Origin of the sequence: Nonomuraea basaltis (assembly GCF_005893125.1) — a bacterium.
In the GTDB taxonomy this organism is placed as follows: domain Bacteria; phylum Actinomycetota; class Actinomycetes; order Streptosporangiales; family Streptosporangiaceae; genus Nonomuraea; species Nonomuraea basaltis.
In genome coordinates, this window is record NZ_VCJS01000051.1 from 50,334 (window position 1) to 66,196 (window position 15,863).

General features: G+C 69.8%; 20 protein-coding genes. 10 read left to right on the plus strand and 10 right to left on the minus strand.

Annotated features, from left to right (window positions below; genetic code table 11):
* Positions 1-13: 13 nt before the first annotated feature.
* The gene (locus tag EJK15_RS24320; RefSeq protein WP_138712765.1) at positions 14-670 is read right to left on the minus strand and encodes a maleylpyruvate isomerase N-terminal domain-containing protein; all 657 of its coding nucleotides are present in this window, start codon (positions 668-670) and stop codon (positions 14-16) included.
* Positions 671-873: 203 nt separating this feature from the next.
* Here EJK15_RS24320 and EJK15_RS24325 point away from each other — a divergent pair, with 203 nt between their 5' ends.
* Complete coding sequence (locus EJK15_RS24325) at positions 874-2,163, plus strand: alpha/beta fold hydrolase (RefSeq protein ID WP_138712766.1); 1,290 nt, start codon at positions 874-876, stop codon at positions 2,161-2,163.
* Positions 2,164-2,306: 143 nt separating this feature from the next.
* On the opposite strand, the gene EJK15_RS24330 is transcribed toward EJK15_RS24325, so the two are convergent.
* A complete protein-coding gene (locus tag EJK15_RS24330; RefSeq protein WP_138712767.1) occupies positions 2,307-2,516 on the minus strand; it encodes a hypothetical protein in 210 nt (69 codons plus the stop codon).
* A gap of 105 nt (positions 2,517-2,621) precedes the next feature.
* On the opposite strand from EJK15_RS24330, the gene EJK15_RS24335 reads away from it, so the two are divergent.
* The 3 genes from EJK15_RS24335 to EJK15_RS24345 are packed head-to-tail and all read left to right on the plus strand — an operon-like array spanning position 2,622 to position 5,064.
* A complete protein-coding gene (locus EJK15_RS24335) occupies positions 2,622-3,788 on the plus strand; it encodes an MFS transporter (RefSeq protein WP_138712768.1) in 1,167 nt (388 codons plus the stop codon).
* On the plus strand, positions 3,785-4,156 hold the full coding sequence (locus EJK15_RS24340) for a BlaI/MecI/CopY family transcriptional regulator (RefSeq protein WP_138712769.1): 372 nt from the start codon (positions 3,785-3,787) through the stop codon (positions 4,154-4,156). Before EJK15_RS24335 ends, EJK15_RS24340 begins: the two co-directional genes overlap by 4 nt.
* Positions 4,153-5,064 (plus strand): M56 family metallopeptidase, encoded by a 912-nt coding sequence (locus EJK15_RS24345; protein WP_138712770.1) that lies wholly within the window; start codon positions 4,153-4,155, stop codon positions 5,062-5,064. Before EJK15_RS24340 ends, EJK15_RS24345 begins: the two co-directional genes overlap by 4 nt.
* Before the next feature lie 51 nt (positions 5,065-5,115).
* Here EJK15_RS24345 and EJK15_RS24350 read toward each other — a convergent pair whose 3' ends face one another.
* The 3 genes from EJK15_RS24350 to EJK15_RS24360 all read right to left on the minus strand — a co-directional run bounded on the left by EJK15_RS24350 (position 5,116) and on the right by EJK15_RS24360 (position 6,873).
* Positions 5,116-5,826, minus strand: coding sequence for a cation efflux transmembrane domain-containing protein (locus EJK15_RS24350; protein ID WP_206061081.1), 711 nt, complete (start codon positions 5,824-5,826; stop codon positions 5,116-5,118).
* Positions 5,823-6,212 carry an ArsR/SmtB family transcription factor gene (locus tag EJK15_RS24355; protein ID WP_138712771.1) on the minus strand — a complete coding sequence of 130 codons (390 nt, stop codon included), beginning with the start codon at positions 6,210-6,212 and terminating at the stop codon, positions 5,823-5,825. The genes EJK15_RS24350 and EJK15_RS24355 overlap by 4 nt, the downstream gene beginning before the upstream one ends.
* A 238-nt stretch (positions 6,213-6,450) precedes the next feature.
* Complete coding sequence (locus EJK15_RS24360; protein ID WP_138712772.1) at positions 6,451-6,873, minus strand: MerR family transcriptional regulator; 423 nt, start codon at positions 6,871-6,873, stop codon at positions 6,451-6,453.
* Between the two features lie 99 nt (positions 6,874-6,972).
* Between EJK15_RS24360 and EJK15_RS24365 the strand changes: the two genes are divergently transcribed.
* Positions 6,973-7,401, plus strand: a complete 429-nt coding sequence (locus EJK15_RS24365) for a hypothetical protein (protein WP_138712773.1) — start codon at positions 6,973-6,975, stop codon at positions 7,399-7,401.
* Positions 7,402-7,480: 79 nt separating this feature from the next.
* Entirely contained in the window at positions 7,481-7,843 is a 363-nt protein-coding gene (locus EJK15_RS24370; RefSeq protein WP_138712774.1) for an MGH1-like glycoside hydrolase domain-containing protein, read from the plus strand.
* A gap of 70 nt (positions 7,844-7,913) precedes the next feature.
* Here EJK15_RS24370 and EJK15_RS24375 read toward each other — a convergent pair whose 3' ends face one another.
* Positions 7,914-8,642, minus strand: coding sequence for a Clp protease N-terminal domain-containing protein (locus tag EJK15_RS24375; protein ID WP_138712775.1), 729 nt, complete (start codon positions 8,640-8,642; stop codon positions 7,914-7,916).
* A gap of 153 nt (positions 8,643-8,795) precedes the next feature.
* Here EJK15_RS24375 and EJK15_RS24380 point away from each other — a divergent pair, with 153 nt between their 5' ends.
* Entirely contained in the window at positions 8,796-9,269 is a 474-nt protein-coding gene (locus EJK15_RS24380) for a nuclear transport factor 2 family protein (RefSeq protein WP_138712776.1), read from the plus strand.
* 22 nt (positions 9,270-9,291) lie between these two features.
* Here the strand turns inward: EJK15_RS24380 and EJK15_RS24385 are convergent, their stop codons facing one another.
* Together EJK15_RS24385 and EJK15_RS24390 are read right to left on the minus strand one after the other, a co-directional pair.
* On the minus strand, positions 9,292-10,029 hold the full coding sequence (locus EJK15_RS24385) for a hypothetical protein (protein ID WP_138712777.1): 738 nt from the start codon (positions 10,027-10,029) through the stop codon (positions 9,292-9,294).
* Positions 10,026-11,393 carry an alpha/beta fold hydrolase gene (locus EJK15_RS24390; RefSeq protein WP_171074510.1) on the minus strand — a complete coding sequence of 456 codons (1,368 nt, stop codon included), beginning with the start codon at positions 11,391-11,393 and terminating at the stop codon, positions 10,026-10,028. The genes EJK15_RS24385 and EJK15_RS24390 overlap by 4 nt, the downstream gene beginning before the upstream one ends.
* 113 nt (positions 11,394-11,506) lie before the next feature.
* Between EJK15_RS24390 and EJK15_RS24395 the strand changes: the two genes are divergently transcribed.
* Both EJK15_RS24395 and EJK15_RS24400 read left to right on the plus strand, forming a co-directional pair.
* Complete coding sequence (locus EJK15_RS24395) at positions 11,507-12,559, plus strand: sensor histidine kinase (RefSeq protein WP_171074511.1); 1,053 nt, start codon at positions 11,507-11,509, stop codon at positions 12,557-12,559.
* Positions 12,556-13,191, plus strand: coding sequence for a response regulator (locus tag EJK15_RS24400; protein WP_138712780.1), 636 nt, complete (start codon positions 12,556-12,558; stop codon positions 13,189-13,191). Before EJK15_RS24395 ends, EJK15_RS24400 begins: the two co-directional genes overlap by 4 nt.
* A 102-nt stretch (positions 13,192-13,293) precedes the next feature.
* Here the strand turns inward: EJK15_RS24400 and EJK15_RS24405 are convergent, their stop codons facing one another.
* Both EJK15_RS24405 and EJK15_RS24410 read right to left on the minus strand, forming a co-directional pair.
* Positions 13,294-13,599, minus strand: coding sequence for a helix-turn-helix domain-containing protein (locus tag EJK15_RS24405; protein ID WP_138712781.1), 306 nt, complete (start codon positions 13,597-13,599; stop codon positions 13,294-13,296).
* Positions 13,600-13,620: 21 nt separating this feature from the next.
* On the minus strand, positions 13,621-14,382 hold the full coding sequence (locus tag EJK15_RS24410; RefSeq protein ID WP_206061082.1) for a FadR/GntR family transcriptional regulator: 762 nt from the start codon (positions 14,380-14,382) through the stop codon (positions 13,621-13,623).
* Between the two features lie 173 nt (positions 14,383-14,555).
* On the opposite strand from EJK15_RS24410, the gene EJK15_RS24415 reads away from it, so the two are divergent.
* Positions 14,556-15,803 (plus strand): ABC transporter substrate-binding protein, encoded by a 1,248-nt coding sequence (locus EJK15_RS24415; protein ID WP_206061083.1) that lies wholly within the window; start codon positions 14,556-14,558, stop codon positions 15,801-15,803.
* Positions 15,804-15,863: the final 60 nt, after the last annotated feature.

The following is a 15,863-nucleotide window of genomic DNA, read 5'->3' on the forward strand; positions in this document are numbered from 1 at the left end:
TTCGACCAGACGATCATCCGAGGACGAGCGGGAGTTTCGCGGCCAGCTCACCCAGTTCGGCCTTCTCCGCGTCGGTCGGGGCACGCCGTCCGGTGCCGACCAGCAGCGCGTCCTTGTCGGAGAACGACGCGGGGAACGCGGTCCCGGCGATCTTCTCCAGCATCTCGCGGGACCGTGCGAGCCCCTCCGCGGGCGGTTGCGCCGCGTCCGGGAGGTGCGCGACCAGGTCGAGGTGGTGCAGCGTCCACTCCAGGACGTACGCGGAGAGGTAGTCGCCCGTGGTGAGGACCTCGTCGCGGGTGCCGACCCGGAGGCCCGGGTCGGCGAGTTCGGCGGCGCGGCCGGCGGCGGAGCCGACGTCGTCGAAGTGGAACTTGAGCAGCCGGGGCTCCTCGTACGCGGCGGCCAGCCGGACGATCAGCGCGTCGAGCGGGTCGTCGCCGGTCGGCGGCGTTTCGGCGACGTCCCAGTAGGTCACCGCGTCGCGGGTGGGCTCCGTTTCGGCGGGGGTCACGAGGGTGATCAGGACGTCCTGAGCGTCGATGATCAGATGGCACACCAGGTCCCGCACGAGCCAGCCGGTACAGCCGGACGGCTGTGCGAAGTCCTCGTCCGGGAGCTCGGCGACCGCCGTGCGCAACGCCGTCCAAGTGCGTGAGAAGAGATCCACATCGGCAAGGTAGTGCGGTGCCGCAATGGCGGACAAGCGCATCGGGACGGTCGGCTCGCGTAGCCAGACGGTCGGCTCGTGTCAGAGGCGGAGCGGGTAGGTGAGGACGTCGCCGACTCCCGGGCGGGCCGTTCGGAGGCGCGGTTGATGGTGTACCCGGCCGCGTTGACGTTTGCCCGGAGCATCTGAGCTAGCGTCCCCTTGTGGCTATTTTCGCCAGGTTGGCCGGGCGGGCGGTGGCAGGCGCCGTTGTGCTGGCGCTGTCGCCGGTCCTGGGGCTGGCCACGCTGGCCGGGATGGCGATGGTGGGCGTGGAGCCGACGGCGTTCGCAGTGACGGGCCTGGCGGTCTTCGCGTCGATGTTCTTTCTGGGCCTGCTGCTGTGCGTGCCGAGGCCGAGGGTGGCGTGGGGGCGATGGTTACGGGCGATGGTGATCCTCGGGGTGGAGGCGACGGTGGTCTGGCACGCCAGCGTGGCCACCTTGCGCCCGGCGCCGTCCCCCGCTCCCCCGGCGCCGGTGGCCGGGCAGCGCGAATGGCGGCTGCCGACGGGCTCGGAGCTGGCGTACGTACGGCTCGCGCCGAAGCGGGTCACCCGGCCCGACCCCGTGGTGTTCCTGCACGGCGGGCCCGGCGTGGCGGACCTGGCGGCGTCCTCCGCGTTCTTCGGGAAGCTGGCGGCGAACGGCTACCAGGTGTACGTCTATGACCAGCTCGGGGCCGGGCGCTCCGCGCGGCTGCGGGACCCTCGGGGGTACGGGCTGACGCGCGACGTGGCGGACCTGGAGGCCATCCGCCATGCCGTGGGCGCCAGGCGGCTGAACCTGATCGCCCAGGACTACGGCGCCCAGCTCGCGGCTGCCTACCTGGCCGCGCACCCGGACCGCGTCGCGCGGGCGGTGCTCTCCTCTCCTGCCGGACTCTCCCCGGCCGGCCCGTGGTCGTCTCAAGCTTCTCCGGCCGGACCATCCCAGGGAGCACCCGCCTGGGAGCCCCAAGAGCGAGAGGCGGACGGGAAGGTCGACGTGGTGGCGATGTTCGGACGCGACGGAACGCCGGACCCTCGCCTGCTCGCCGTCTCCACGCTGCTGCGGGTGGACCCGCGGGCGGCGCACGCGTTCGCGGGTGACCGGGAGCTGGACGCCTACCTCGACCTCGTCCGCCAGGCAGCCCCGCGTCCCTGCCCCGCCGCCGCAACCGGTTCCGGGGGTTACGTCGGCCTGACCGGGCGGCCCGCGCCGGGCTCGCTCCGGCTGAGCCTGGCCAAGGTGACGGCGCCCGTGCTGATCGTCAAGAGTCAGTGCGACGAGCAGAGCTGGGCATCGGCCATGGACTTCCGGCGGTCGCTGCCCTCCGCCACGCTCGCCTACCTCGACCGCGGCACGTACCGGAGCGAGGCGTATCTCGGGCTCCTGCGGGCATTTCTGTCCGGCCGTCCCGTGCCCGCCTACGAGGGCCAGGGCGAGCCCTCCGGCTACCGAGGCCCCGCCTGACCGGCCTCGGCCCATGCCACCCCGTCCCGCCGCCACAACCCCCGCGGCTGAGACTCAGCGGCCGAAGGGCGACATCGCGACCAATCGGCGCGAGGTGAGGGAGATGACGGTGCTGTGCCTATCGGCCCAGATCGCGCCCGCGATCACGGCGACGTCCAGACCGGGAACGCGAACGTGTGCAGCCGCCGCGCCAGCGGGTCGAGCCGGCCGGGACGCAGGCCGTGCACCGTGCCCCGCGCCTCGGCGCGCAGGAACAGAGCCGAGGCGATGACGCCCAGGGTGAAGGCGCCGCCGGCCGCCACCGCCGCGGTCACGTGGATGGCGATGTCGCTCGAGGTCATGAGCTCGTTCATCGTGCTTATTTCGCCCTTCTGGAGAACCCTTCTACTACACGCTGTAGCATTACACGCTGTAGTAGCGGTGGCTCATCCTGCCCCGCCCCATGAGAAGGGGACGTGATGCGGCGCTCGGCGCAGCTGGTCATCTCAGCCACGGTGTTCGTGGACCTGCTCGGTTTCACGCTGATCCTGCCCGCGCTGCCGTTCTACGCCGCCGAGTTCGGGGCCACCGGGCTGTGGTTCGGGGCGTTGATGAGCGCCTACTCGGTGGCGCAACTCGTGGCCGCGCCCGTGCTCGGCCGGTTGTCCGACCGGTACGGCCGGCGGCCCCTGGTACTGCTGGCCCTCGCAGGGTCGGTGCTGTCCATGACGCTCACCGGCCTGACCACTTCGCTGGCCGGGCTGCTGGCCTGCCGGGCACTGGCCGGGGCGTGCGGCGGGAGCATCTCGGTCGCGCAGGCGTATCTGGCCGATGCGGTGCCCGCCGAGCGGCGTACCGGGGCGATGGCGCAGATGGGGGCCGCCATCGGGATGGCGTTCGTGATCGGGCCGGCGCTCGGCGGCGCGCTGGCGCCGTTGGGGTTCGCCGCCTGCGCGTACGCCGCGGCAGGGCTGGCCGCGGTGAACCTCGCCGCCGCCCTCGCCTGGCTACCCGAGCCACCCGGCCGCGACAGACCGTGCGAGCCGGACCGCGATCAGGGGCCGTCCGGGCCCCGGCGCACACCGGTGGCGCTGCTGGCCGGGACCGGCTTCCTGGCGATGACCGCCTTCGTCGGGATGGAGACCACGCTGGCGTTCCTCGGCCGTGATCGGTACGGCTGGGACGCCACCTCGATCGGCTTGGCCCTGGCGGCGGCCGGGCTCGCGATGGCCGCGGTGCAAGCCGGGCTGGTGGCCTGGCTGGCTCGCCGCTGGGGCGATGCCCGAGTCGCCGCGATCGGCGCGGTGACCATGACCGTTTGCATGGTGGCGATCCCGGTGGCCGCGACCTGGTGGCAGTGCCTGGCCGCGGTCTGCCTGCTGGCCGCCGGGCACGGCCTGCTCACCCCGACCGTCTCCAGCCTCCTGGCAGCCGCAGGACCGCCGGAACAGCGCGGGGCGCGGCTGGGCACCGGGCAGTCCGCGGGCGCCGCCGCGCGGATCGTCGGCCCGGCCACCGCTGGGTTACTGTTCGACCTCGGGGCGGCGCTACCCTACCTGGCCGGGGCGGCATCGGCGGCGCTGGCGGCCGCGGCCGTGCTCGCCGTGCCCGCTCTGGAGCCCGCAGGACGTGAGGAGGGGCCGTGAACAGCCTCGGCGAGCTGGAACGCTCGATCATGGAAGTGCTGTGGAGCACCGACGCGTGGCTGACCGTACGCGAGGTCGTCAACCGGCTCAGCGACCGCAAACTCGCCTACACCACCGTGATGACCGTGATGAACCGGCTCGTCCGCAAGGACTTCATCCGCCGCGAACGCGACGACGACGGCCGCACCTGGCGCTACCGGTCCGCGGCGGGGCGCGAGGCGTACGTCGCCGAACTCATGCTCTCGGCGCTCAGCGAAACGGGCGACGGCGACCGGCTGGCGGCGTTGAGCCACTTCGCCCGCTCGGTCAGCTTGGAAGAAGCCGAGGCGCTGCGCCAGGCCCTCCCCCACGGCCAGGAGCCCTCGTGACCTATGCCGCCCACCACGTCATCACCCTCCTGGCGGCGCTGCTGGCCATGGCGTCCATGTCACGCTCACGCCTCACCTGGCGGGCGCCGCGCACGTCGCTGCTGATCTGGCAGGCGATCGGCCTGACCCTCGTCCTGTCGGTGATCGGTGCAGCGCTCGCGATCGGCCTTGCCCCCTACCGGCTCGGCATCGTCCCCGCGCTCGCCGGGTTCGCGCGCGACCTGGCCCGCGGCGATCTGCCGGCGGAGATCACCCCGTTCCATCTCCTCCTCACGGCCTGCGGCATTGCCACGACCGTCTGGCTCGCGGTCGCCTTCGCCGGCAGCGCCGGCTCAGTAGCCGCACTGCGGCGTCGGCAACGCTCACTGCTCGGCTTGATCGCACGTCCCCATCCCGAGCTCCCGGAAGCCCTGGTGGTGGAGCATCCGGCGGTGGCCGCGTACTGCGTACCGGGGCGCAAGGCCGCGATCGTCGTCAGCACCGGAAGCCTCGACCTCCTCACTGATCAGGAGCTGCGCGCGGTGCTGACCCATGAGCTCGCGCACGCCCGCGAGCGCCACGACCTGGTGATCCTTCCATTCGCCGCCCTGCACCGCGCCTTCCCCGCCAGCCGCCACGTCCGCGCCATGCTGGACGCGGTCGCGCTGCTGGTCGAGATGCGCGCCGACGACCGCGCAGCCCGCGAAATCGACCACATGACCCTGGCCGCCGCACTCCACCGCTTCCGCACATGCGACCGCATCGCCTCCCCGCCCGGCACACTGGGAGGAGCCGGTGAGGACCTCGACGCCCGCATCGACCGGCTCTCCGCGCTGCCGCATACCCCGCTGCCGATGCGTCTCCTGCTCCTGATCACCGCCCTGACCGTGGCCGGCACCCCGCTCAGCCTGTTCCTGCTCCCCTTGTGACGTGCTCAGTGCTGTTTGCCGAGCTTGTGAGGGGCGGCAGATGATGGATCGTCACCGTTCCGGTGCAGCGGGCGAGCAGCAGCCGTCCGAGCAACCGCCGGAGCTCTCGCTGGGGGTGCTGAGCGCGGTGGCGGCGCAGCAGGCGTCGCCGCGCCAGGCTTCGCGGCCCTCCTTGACCGCGACGGCGGCGATGACCAGGGCGGCGATCGGGTCGGCCCAGGACCAGCCGAACAGGCTGTTGAGCGCCAGCCCGGCCAGCAGCACCCCGGACAGGTACGTGCACAGCAACGTCTGCTTCGAGTCGGCCACCGCCGAGGCGGAGCCGAGTTCGCGGCCGGCGCGGCGCTGGGCGTACGACAGGAACGGCATGATGATCAGGGACAGGGCCGCCAGAATCAGGCCGGGGGTGGAGTGTTCGGCCTCGCCGGTGCCGAGCAGGGCGCGTGCGGCGTCGAAGGTGACGTACGCGGCCAGGGCGAAGAAGGAGATCGCGATGACGCGGAGCGCGGTCTTCTCACGACGCTCGTGATCGGTGGCGGAGAACTGCCAGGCCACCGCGGCGGCCGAAGCCACCTCCACGATGGAGTCGAGGCCGAAGCCGATCAGCGCGGCGGAGGAGGCGATGGTGCCGGCGGTGATGGCGACCGCCGCTTCGATCACGTTGTAGGTGATGGTGGCGGCCACCAGGAGCCGGATGCGGCGCTGCAGCAGCGCGCGCCGGGCCGGGGAGGAGCCGAGGCCAGGCAGGTTCATCGCGGTCATGACACCGCCTCCTCCGCTGCGAGCGCCTCCCGACCGTAGGTGGGGCACAGCGTGACGGCATGACCCGTGGCGGCCAGCAATTGCTCGGCGGAGGCGAGCAGGTCCATCAGCTCAGGGCGGGTCAGCGAGTAGAACGATTGGCGGCCCTCTGCCCGGTAGTCGACGAGGCCGCAGTCGCGCAAGCATGCCAGGTGCTTGGACACCGTCGACTGGGCGAGCCCGAATTCGGCGGTCAGGTCCACCACCCGTGCCTCGCCGCGTGCCAGGCGCTGCACGATACGCATACGGTTCTCATCTGCCAGTGAGTGGAACAGCGCCGCCGCCGGAGGGATCCCGGCGGCGATGTCGGCACTCACGCAGGGGCCACTATCACTATCAATCGCCATATTGCGATGATAGCGCCATATGGACATGTCATAGCAAGATGGTGACTACATCCAGATGGGTGATCTTCTGGCGGCCCGCCCTCCGCCTCAATGCCAGCCATGAGGGCAAAGGGCACGTTGTTGCGAATATGCGGCAACGATCACACGGAGTCGGTATGTCGTGAAGATAGCCGTCTCGATCAGTGGGGATAGCCGAGGCGTCGCACCGGAGGCTGGTTCTGGACCTGCGTTCAGTTGATCACCTGACGTGGCGGGGCCAGTCAGGTGGCACAGAAGGTGAATCCGTCGCCGGGCGACCCAGCGTGAGCCGGCATCGACCGGTCTGGCAATCCTGCAAGCTCTCCACGGCGGCCTGCCGGGCCCTGGTCAGTTCGGCGATCTTGGCGTCGACCCGGTCCACCACGGCCTCCAGTCGCCACCGCTCGCTGTCGCAGGTGGCACCGCCCTGATCATGGGCGATCAGAGCGTCGACGACCTCATCCAGGGTGAAGCCCAGCTCTTGCAGGGCCTTGGCCATCCGGATGCGCTCCACCGCCGCGGCGGTGAAGATGCGATACCCCGAAGGCCTGCGCTCGGCAGCGGGCAGTATGCCGCGCCGCTCGTAGAAGCGGACCGTGTCCACGCTCACTCCGGCTTCCTGCGCGACCTGTCCGATTTTCACGCGGCTTCACCTCTTGACTCTGGACTCAAGTCCAGACTCTACGGTTTGAGTGATGGCGCTGCAAGAGCGCCGACAAGCCACCCCGAGAAGGAGCCCACCGTGGACATCCCACCCTCTTCCACCCCGATCGTCTGCGACATGGCCACCGCCCCCGACACCGCCCAGCAGCGCCTGGACGAATACCAGCGCCTGTTCGGCCGGCACCTCGTCGGCCGCGAAAAGACCGCCGAGGGCATTCGCTTCCGGCTGCGCGCCGAGCCCGGCGTCGAAGAGCAGGTACGGGATCTGGCCGCACGCGAAAAGGCTTGCTGCGCGTTCTTCGCCTTCGACATCACCACCGACGGCGAGCAGGTGATCTGGGACTGCGCGGTCAGCGACAACGACACCGCCCGAGTCATCTTGGAGGAGTACTACCTCCTGCCCGAGACAGCCGTCCAAAGCACCGCCGAGCTGGAAAAGCGCCTGGCCGACAAGGGGCTGCACTTCATCTCCGACCCGGCCACCCCACTTCGCTACACGGTCGACTGACCTTGCCACGCCGGGCCCGCTCGTAGGGTTCGGCTCACTATGGTCGGCCCGTCGACTGCCCGTTCCAGAAGCTGGCGCCGTGTCGATCCTGGCCGCGTTCAGAACGGGGGCATTTGTGGTGGGCAGCCGATCAACGAGCCGCTGGACGTGCTCGACACCCGGCACGACGGGCTTCTCCGTCGTGCCGGCTGCGGCCGACTGCGAGGCGCTCGCAGACCTGGCGGACGTCCGCGGTGACCGCCAGGCCGCGGCGGAGCTGCGCGAGAGGCACACGGCTGTGATCGCGGCCATGGAGTCGTTGCAGGACGAGCCGAGCGGCATCTACCGCAGCAGGCGCACCGACACCGGCCTCCCGACCGAGCGGCTGTCCACGATGAGCTTCTACCCCCTCCTAGCGGGCGTCGGGCTGGGCGAGGTCGGCTTCTCTGGGGCTCGGCCCTGAGACGGTGGCGTCCTTCCTGCCGATGGCCACCGGCAGTTACGCCGGCCCTGTTCTGTCCCGATCAAGGAGATCATTCCCTGGCTTGCTTGATCTCCTTGATCGCCCGTGCGATCTCGCGCTCGGCCGGTTCCTTGGTCACGCCGAGATCCGCCAGCGCACGCACCAGGGGCCCCTCCTCCAGCGACAGGACGCCGAGCAGGATGTGCTCGGTGCCCACGAAGTCGTGACCCAGCCGCAGCCCCTCGCGCAGCGTCAGATCCAGCGCCTTCTTGCCCTGCGCGGAGAACGGCGTGATCATCTGCGGCGGGTTCCCGCCGCCCGGCCCGAGCACGGCCGTGACGGCGTCCTTGACCGAGTCGAGTGACGCGCCGAGTGCCACCATGGTCGCGGCCGCCAGCGCCTCGGGCTCGCGTAGCAGGCCGAGCACCAGGTGGCCGGGCTCGATGTGGTCGTGGCCCGTTGCCCGTGCCTCCTCCTGCGCCTTCACGACGACGCTGCGGGCCCGGTCGGTGAAGCGGGAGTAGGTGCGTATGTCGGCGGCCAAGCCGGAGCCGCCGTCCTTGGGCACGAACCGCTTCTGCGCGGCCTGCTTGCTGACGCCCATGCTGCGCCCGATGTCGGTCCAGGAGGCGCCGGAGCGCCTCGCCTGGTCGACGAAGTGGCCGATCAGGTGGTCGGCCACTTCGCCGATGTGCTCACCCAGGGTCACCGCCTCCGACAGCTCGCCCAGGGGGTCGCCGTCGGGGTGCCGGGTCTTGATCACGGTGATCAGGTCGTCGAGACGTACCGTACTGTCCATGCGTCAACCATAGGTTGACGATCCCCTATCGTCAACCCGAAGTTGACGACCGGGGACGCCACCAGCTTTGGCCTGCGCGGCCGTGGGACGGGGCCAGGTAAGAGGTCCGATTTGTGCCAGTGGGCGACCTGGCATGCCGAGGATGCTCATGTCATGAACACGGCGAAGACGTCAGAGATCCAGGCGGGCGGGGAGCCGTCGAGCGCCTGGACGGTGATGGAGAAGTTCTATGCGGCCGAAGCCGCGTACGTGGCCGAGGGAGGGTTCGGTAAGGCCGACTACAAGTCCGTTGCTGCTCTTCTGGACCCGGATGTGGTCCTCTACCAGGCGCCAGGATTGCCGTTCACCGGCACCGGGACCTGGCGTGGACATGATGGGATGAAGCGGTTTCTGGCCGTTTTCGGTGACCTCTGGGAGTCGATGGAGTTCTTGGAACAAGAGCATTGGGGTGACGGGGACACTGTTGTCGTGCGGAACAGAGTGCGTTTCCGGGGCCGTGCCACCGGCAAGCAAGTCGACACCCTGATCGTGCAGCTGATCACCGTGCGGGGCGGGCGAATGCTGGAATGTCGTCCCTTCTACTGGGATCCGCAAGCCATTGCCGAGGCCTGCCGGCAGGCCCTCTGAGATCATTCGTCACCGGTCGAGGTCACTGATGACTGGCGATCCTGGTGTGTGGGAAGGCCTGTCCTGTTGACAGCCGTTCGATGAGGGTTCGTACGGCCTCTTTCCCACCGTTCGTTCCTGCCCAACGACTCACCTTGCAGGCGGCTTCGGCGTACAGCTGAGGATCCGCTGATGCCGCGCGCAGCCAGTCGTCGAGCGTGGCCGGGAGGGGCCGGCGGGAGTCGAGCAGGCAGCGGTCGCCGGTCGGGACGAGGTAGCGAGGATCGTCGCTGACCAGGACGGCAAGGCCTTCGTCGAACCACTGCGGGACTTCGGCACCATCGAGGCGGGCGCGGAGTTCCACGTGGGTCAGTTCGTGCGAGGCGATCACGGGATCGACGCCGCGCGGCGACAGCATCACCGATCGGTTCAGTACGGCGATGCCGCGTTCGCGGCCGCCGCCGATCCTGCGGTAGCAGTCCTCGGACAGGCACACAAGGATGTCCGGGGATCTTCTCCGTCCTCCGAAGTAGTCACGTACCCGCTTGTTGGCCTGCTCGACGGCCTCGGTCACGTGCCGGCGTTGGTGTTGCGGCAGGCCGGGTTCGGCGTACAGGCCGGGCTGGAGCCGCTCCAGGCCGTAACAGCCGGGGCAGGTGATGGCCGCGACGGACGGGAAGGCGATCGCTGTCAGCGCCGCGGCGGCGGTGAGGAGGACCACGGTGACGGCGCCCGCGATCCACCAGCGTTTCCCGCGGCGGCTCCCTTCTCGCCTGATCAAGGACACGTGGCTCCCCGGGGCGGCAGCCGTCGCTCGGTGATGTATGTGCTGACGTGGTCGATGACGCAGGGGTTGGCCATCGCGCCGAAGAGGTTGTGGCCGGGGCCGTCATGTTCGATGGTGCGGCTGCCGGGGATCTGCTCGACCACCCGGCGGGTGGAGTCGTAGTCCTGCCAGGTGCCCGCGCCCAGGAACGGTGGCAGCGTACGGGGCATCGGCGTGGGCGGGTTGGTCACCGGGGTCGGCCAGCCGGCGCAGGTGAGTGGCAGGTGCCAGGCGAGGGCGAAGGAGGCGCCGGTGTTGGGGGCGATGGCGCGCAACCGCTTGACCGTGCGCGCGACGTCCCGATGGTTGGCGGGGCGCGGGAGGTCCAGGCACTCCTTGTACCCGCCGCCCGGGACGCCGGGGTAGGGCTGGCGGCTCGACAGCGCGAAGCCCGAAGCGTCGCCGGCCTCGGCCGCCGTGATGGCCGCCACGAAGTCGCCCCAGCTTGCGGGGCCGGGCCGGAGCTTGAGGAACGCGATCGCCTGCAACTGCGTGCCGTCGAAGCGGGCGTCGGCTTTCGGGGCGGGGATCGGCTCATGGTTGGCCTTGGCGATCAGCGCCCGCCAGCGCTTTTCCATCCCGGCGGGCGCCCAGGCGAAGAACCGGTCCATGAATCGCTCGGTCTCGCGGGCCACGGTGTCAAGTTCCCGTTCCCAGTTGCGGAGACTGTGGTTTCTGGTGCCGTCGATGTACATCGTGCGCACGAGGAAAGGGAACAGGCGGGCGTAGGACTGTGCGATCGTTGCGCCGTACGACAGACCGAGGAAGTTCATCTTGTCCTCGCCGAGCGCTTTGCGGATGGCGTCGGCGTCCCGGGCGTCGGCGGCCGAGTCCATATGGTCGAAGAGCTCCGGATCGGTGTCGCGGCACTTGTCGCCCCTGGCCTTGTTCGCCGCGGCGAGTTGGTCGAAGCCGGCCTGGTCGGCAGGGAACGCCGGGGTGCGCACAAAGCCCCAGTCGCACTGCAGCACCGCGCCGCTGAGCCCGGGATAGCCTCGCGGGTCCCAGGTCAGGACGTCCATTGACGTACGGATCTTGTCGAAGATCTGGGTGCGTGAGCCCAGCGAGGCGATCTGGTACCCCTGGGGGCCGCCGAAGTTGACCAGTACGGATCCCTTCTTGGTGCCGGTGGAGGGCAGGCGCGCCAGCTTCAGGGTGATCTTGCGGTCGCTCTTGGGCGACAGGGCGACGGGCAGGTCCGCGCACTGGAGCTCGGGCGCACCCGCGATGGGGCAAGCGCTCCACTGGAGGGACGGCTGCGGCGTCGGGGCGCTGACCGGTGTCGTGAGGACGGCCAGCGCCAGGAGTGTCTTGACCATGCGCAGAACGCTAAGTGCCGCGGATGGCCGGGATCTGCCCCCGAAAGTCATCGATGGCTGTTCACTAAAGTTGACCATGAGTGCCACGAGGTGCAGTGAGTATGGTGAGGCGTATGTCCAGGGCGCTTATCGCCGCGGTCGTGGTCGCGGATACGGCGCTGCTGTGGTTGGACGGGACGGAGGGCTGGACGCTCGCTGCGTGCGCCGTGGCCGTTGCGCTCACCATGGTGGCGATGAATCGTCTGCAGTTCGCGGCCGTCCTCGCGGCGCTGGTGCTCGCGGTGCTCACCGGCGGGGCGCTGGCACTGCTGGCCTGCACCGGTTTTCAGGCCGGGCACCGCATCTCCGCACGCAGAGATGTCGTGGTGGCGGCATGTGCCCTGAGCGCGTACGTGTGCGTTCTCCTGCTGGTCGTGCAACGGTCCCCCGGCGGTCAGGAACCGTTGATCAGCCTGGCGCGCGTCGTCATCCTGACCGCGCTGCCGCTGCTCGCCGGCCGGTACGTGGCCCAGCAGCGCGAGCACCTGCGCCGGGAAAGTGCCCTCATCGCCGAGCAGGAGCGGCTACGCGAGCGACTGCGCATCGCCCAGGACATGCATGACTCGCTCGGTCACCTGCTCAGCCTGGTGTCCGTGCAGGCTGCCGCGCTGGAGGTGAGCCCGTTGCCCCCCGACCAGCAGCGGGCGGTGGGCGGCCTGGCGGACACCGCCCGTGCCGCCGCGGCCGAACTGCACGAGGTGGTCAACGCGCTGAGCAGCCATGACGCCCCCGGCCTGGACGACATCGACGGCCTCGTCGCACGGTCCCGGGCCGCGGGTGCCACGGTGATGATCGAGACGTCCGGCGAGGCCGTCCCGCTCATCGACCCGAAGGCGTCCCACGCCGCCTTCCGGGTCGTCCAGGAAGGGGTGACCAACGCGGTCAAGCACACGTCCGGCACGCCGATCACCGTGTCACTCGACTGGCAGCCCGACGCTCTCCTGGTCTCGGTGGCGAACCCGATGCCCCGCCGCGCCTCCTCCTCCGGCGGCGGCAGTGGCCTGCACGGGCTGACCCAACGCGTCACCGCGGCTGGGGGCCTGCTTCAGGTCCACCCGGGACCGCGCGAGTTCCGGCTCGTCGCGATGCTCCCGCTGGTGCCGGTTCTCGCCGGGGCCGCCACGTGATCAAGACCTTGATCGCCGACGACGAGCCCCTCATCACCACCGGCATCCGCACCGTCCTGGAGTCGGCCGGGGACATCGAGGTGGTGGCCGTCGCGCGCGACGGACGCGAGGCGGTGCAGGCCGCCCGCCGGCACCAGGTCGATGTCGCGCTCCTGGACATCTCGATGCCGGTGATGGACGGCCTGGCTGCGGCGGCCGAGCTGGCGGGGCCGCGGGTGGTGCTGCTCACCGCTTTCGGCGATGAGGACAACGTACGCAGAGCGGTGCGGCGAGGCGTGTCCGGGTTCGTCCTGAAGACGTGCACCCCTGACGAGCTGATTCGCGCGGTCCGGGCCGCTCACGCCGGGCAGGCGTACCTGTCGCCGGCCGTGGCGCGCCAGGTGCTCGACATGGCGGCGCCGGGCGACGAGCGCGGGCGCGACGCCGCCCGCCGGCTGGCCGCCCTCACCCCACGCGAAGCCGACATCCTCGCCCTGGTGGCACAGGGCCTGTCCAACGCCGAGGTCGCTCGGCGCGTTCACATGACCGAGGCCAGCGTCAAGACCTACGTCAGCCGCATCCTCGCCAAACTGAACTGCACGAACCGGGTGCAGGCGGCTCTGCTGCTGCGGGATGCGCCATTTCTGCGGTAGAGGAACAACGGAACGAAAGGTCTCGCCTTCCGGGGCAGCGAGGTCGCCGACTCTGACCGGGGTGCGGCAGGTGCCGCTGGAATCACTGTTCTGAGATGCCTCTCATCGGGCGGCCGAGCAGAGCCGAGGCCACGCTCTCGACGTACGGCGCCAGGCCGGCGGGCTCGGCCTCGGCCAGCGCCAGTCGTGGAAGACGACCGAGCCGAGCATGCGGGCGACCAGCTCCTCCTGGGGGCCGTCGAGCAGGTCGATCGGGATGTCGGCGGTCGCCTCGTCGAAGAGCCGTTTCTTGGAGCCGAAGTAGCGGAAGATCAGGGTGGCGTCCACGCCCGAGTCCTTCGCGATGTCGCGGACGCTGGTGGCGTCGAAGCCCTCACGGGCGAAGCGCAGCCGGGCGGCCTCCAGCAGGAGGTGGCCGGCAGGCGCGGGTCACGCACCGCCTGGCTCGGCGATCCGCTCCCACATCGACTTCATCTCGGCAAAGCCCTGCTCCATGATCCCCACCATGGCCTCCCGTGCCCGCTCGCCGTCGCGCCGCTGGATCGCCTGAGCCACGTCGGTGTGCAGCTGCAACGCCTGCTCGTCCGGGTAGTGAGGCATCAGGTGGTAGTGGTGACGGCCGGCAAGCACCTCGGCGACGATCAGTTGCAGTTTCGCGAACATCTCGTTGCCGGAGGCGGCCAGCACCCGCCGGTGAAAGTCGATGTCCAGGTTGAGGAAGCGCGCCTCGTCACCGGCCTTCCCAGCGGCCCACATCTTGGCCGCGAGCCCGACCAACTCGCTCGCCTCGTCGTCGCCGATCCGCTCGGCGGCCAACCAGGCGGCATGCGGCTCGATCGCGGTCCGCAGCTCGGTGATCGAGCGCATCTGCGCCATCCGCCCGTCCGAGGCGAGCCGCCAGCGGATCACCTGCGGATCGAAGACGCTCCACGCCTCGGCGGGCTGGATCATGATCCCGACCCGGCGCCGGGTCTCGATGAGTCCCATCGATGCGAGCACCCGCAGCACCTCGCGGATCACCGAGCGGGAGACCTGGTAGCGGTCGACCAGGTCTTCGATGCTCAGGACGGAACCGGCGGCCACGTCGCCGCTGGAGATGGCGGTGCCGAGGTGGTCGAGGACGCGTGCGTGCAGCCCAGCCTCGGCAGGGGCCTGCCGTGTGGGTGGGCCCCCTAGGGAGGACTGGTTCACAGCACAAAGCATATCAGTTGAAGGCTAATCCTTGAATAAGTCAGCTTTTTTCTCCTAACATCCCAGCATTAAGCAGATGTTACGAGAGCGTGGCGCTCTTCCGGGGGGCGGCGGCCATGACAGAAAGGCGAGATGACATGCGACGTCCATCGATATCCGGTACATCTCTGGCCGTGGTTGTCGCCATGGGCCTGTCCGCCTGTGGCGGTGGCGGCGACGGCGGTGCGTCCACGACGGTCCGGGTCACGCTGGCCAACCACGTGTGGACCGAGAACATCAAGCAGGCACTGCCCGAGTTCGAGAAGCAGACCGGGCTCCAGGTCGAGATCACTCAGCTCGGCGAGGACCAGCTCTCCGACCAGTACAACGTCAAGCTGAACGCCGGCTCGTCCGACATTGACGTGATGATGTACCGCCCTCTGCAGGAGGGAAGGCTCTTCGCCAAGAACAAGTACCTGGCCGACCTGTCGGCCCAGGTGAAATCCACGACCTGGGACTTCAGCGACTTCCAGGCCGGCCCAGTGGAGGCCACCACGTACGAGGACAAGCCGGTCGGTGTCCCGATCATCACCGAGCAGGAGGTCCTCTACTACCGCAAGGACCTGCTCGCCAAGGCCGGCCTGAGCGCACCGCCGAAGACCCTCGATGAGTTGAAGGCCGCCGCCGCCAAGATCAAGGCGGCCGAGCCGGACGTCGCCGGCTTCATCGCCCGTACCGGCAAGTCGGCGGCGGTCACCCAGTTCTCCAGCTTCCTTTACAGCTTCGGCGGCGACTTCGTCGACAGCAGCGGCAAGGCTGCGGTCAACAGCGACGCGGCCAAGCAGGCGTACGCCTACTATGGTGGGCTGATCAAGGACTCCGGCCCGGCGAACGTCAGCACCGACATGGGCTGGCCCGAGGCGATGGCCATCTTCACCCAGGGGAAGGCCGCCTTCTACACCGAGGCGAACTCGCTCTACAAGAACGCCACCGACCCGGCCAAATCCAAGATCTCGGACGAGGTCGGATTCGCGCCGTTCCCGGCCGGCCCGAGCGGTTCGAAGCCGTACAACATCCCGTCGTGGGCACTGGGCGTCAACTCCAGCTCTGAGAACACGGGCAACGCCTGGAAGTTCATCGAGTGGGCCACCAGCAAGGAGCAGACGCTCACCCAGCAGAAGTCCGGCGTGCCGGGCGCCCGTAGCTCCGTCTGGGCCAATCCGGAGGGCACCTCGACCTTCCCGAAGGACCTGGCGGAGGCGATCGCGGCCAGCACCAAGGCCGGGGTGGGTCATGACCGGCCGCTGGTCGTGAAGGTCGCCGAGGCCCGCGAGATCGTCGGCCAGCCGATCGTTGACGCGATCACCGGCAAGGACGCCGCGGCGGCCGCTGACACGGCCAACGCGGCGTTCCAGAAGTTCCTGGACGACGAGGCCAAGTAAGCGGCACACGCGGGTGGTGAGGTTGAGCGCCCGCCATCCGCGTATCCCGCAGGCCCGCCC

Bases quoted from the DNA above. Each gene is read 5' to 3' on its own strand.
- EJK15_RS24395 (WP_171074511.1), top strand. From the start codon at position 11,507: ATGTCCAGGGCGCTTATCGCCGCGGTCGTGGTCGCGGATACGGCGCTG.
- EJK15_RS24390 (WP_171074510.1), bottom strand. From the start codon at position 11,393: ATGGTCAAGACACTCCTGGCGCTGGCCGTCCTCACGACACCGGTCAGC.
- EJK15_RS24380 (WP_138712776.1), top strand. From the start codon at position 8,796: ATGAACACGGCGAAGACGTCAGAGATCCAGGCGGGCGGGGAGCCGTCG.
- EJK15_RS24375 (WP_138712775.1), bottom strand. From the start codon at position 8,642: ATGGACAGTACGGTACGTCTCGACGACCTGATCACCGTGATCAAGACC.
- EJK15_RS24335 (WP_138712768.1), top strand. From the start codon at position 2,622: ATGCGGCGCTCGGCGCAGCTGGTCATCTCAGCCACGGTGTTCGTGGAC.
- EJK15_RS24355 (WP_138712771.1), bottom strand. From the start codon at position 6,212: ATGGCGATTGATAGTGATAGTGGCCCCTGCGTGAGTGCCGACATCGCC.
- EJK15_RS24350 (WP_206061081.1), bottom strand. From the start codon at position 5,826: ATGACCGCGATGAACCTGCCTGGCCTCGGCTCCTCCCCGGCCCGGCGC.
- EJK15_RS24330 (WP_138712767.1), bottom strand. From the start codon at position 2,516: ATGAACGAGCTCATGACCTCGAGCGACATCGCCATCCACGTGACCGCG.